The organism is Halalkalibacter akibai JCM 9157 (assembly GCF_000513135.1).
In the GTDB taxonomy this organism is placed as follows: Bacteria; Bacillota; Bacilli; order Bacillales; family Bacillaceae_D; genus Halalkalibacter; species Halalkalibacter akibai.
Genome location: NZ_BAUV01000127.1, coordinates 1 through 1279 on the forward strand (window position 1 = coordinate 1; position 1279 = coordinate 1279).

1 protein-coding gene is annotated in these 1279 nt (G+C 32.9%); it reads left to right on the plus strand.

Annotation, left to right across the window (positions count from 1 at the left end):
• Window positions 1-21: 21 nt before the first annotated feature.
• Complete coding sequence (locus JCM9157_RS23020) at window positions 22-1194, plus strand: ATP-binding protein (protein ID WP_148296957.1); 1173 nt, start codon at window positions 22-24, stop codon at window positions 1192-1194.
• Window positions 1195-1279 lie beyond the last annotated feature (85 nt).

Below are 1279 nucleotides of genomic sequence, written 5' to 3' on the forward strand. Positions count from 1 at the left end.
ATAGAGGAGTGAAAATGAAAAGTGAAGTTTTCTTTCAAGAGAATGGTAAGTATAATATTAGCTTTATTTATGATGAGTTTGATTGTTGTGTTGTTAGGTAAACTTCAGTTACCGTTCGTAATTCAAATAATCGTTATAATGGTAATTTTGAGCGGTTTAATCGTTTTTGTTCATAAAATCAGTCAAATTGTAACCTATACGAATATAGTAAAAACATTAACGGTCCCAGCTGTGATGATTAGAAATGAAAAAATAATTAGTTATAATCAGGCAGGAGCGGAATTATTACACGTAGAAGGAACAGAAACTCTAACTGGGACGTCAGTTTTTAATGTCTTAACTATACATAACGAAAATTCAACTTTTGAGCAAGGAAGGTTATGTGGCACAATTAGACATCCTGATAGTGAGCTAGAAGTTGAATTAAATGTTTGCAAAATAAATGGTCAAAACTCATATATAATTCTTCTTCAAGAATTATCAGAAACGCAACAACAACTTGAGAAACTACAACATGTTGATCAATTATCGATCATTGGTGAATTAGCTGCAGGGGTTGCTCATGAAATCAGAAATCCAATTACGAGTTTAAAAGGATTTTTACAATTACTTGAGCAAAATAATTCAAGTCAAACATCATATGTAGGGATTATGTTGTCTGAGATTGAGAGAATCAATGCTATTGTTGGAGAACTGCTTTTAATTGCTAAACCAAGAGGATTGATGTTAAAAGAAAAAAACTTAATTCAAGTCCTTAATACAGTTGTTACACTTATGACGACACAAGCAATTATCCATAACATTCAAATAAAAATGAGTTTCAGTGATTCCAGCATAAGAGAAATTATTGTAAATTGTGATGAAAACAAACTAAAGCAAGTTTTTATTAATATAATAAAAAATGCGATTGAGGCTATGAAAACAGAGGGCGAGATCACTGTCGCCATCGAGGAAAAAAAGGACGTTGTTACAGTAAGTGTTCAAGATCAAGGAGAAGGAATGTCAGAGGAACGACTCGCTCAATTAGGAAAAACCTTTTTTACAACTAAACAAGGCGGTACAGGGTTAGGGGTAATGATAAGTTCAAAAATTGTTGAAGACCATGATGGACAGTTTTTAATAGAGAGTGAGTTAGGGAAAGGAACGAAAATATCTATCACATTACCATATAAAGAAATAAAGAGGATGGCTTAGAGATAAGTCCTCCTCTTTTTGGTTGTTTCGTATAGTGTTTAATGGTAATGGAGAAGTATCGTGTTCGTTCCATTGCGCTCCAGTC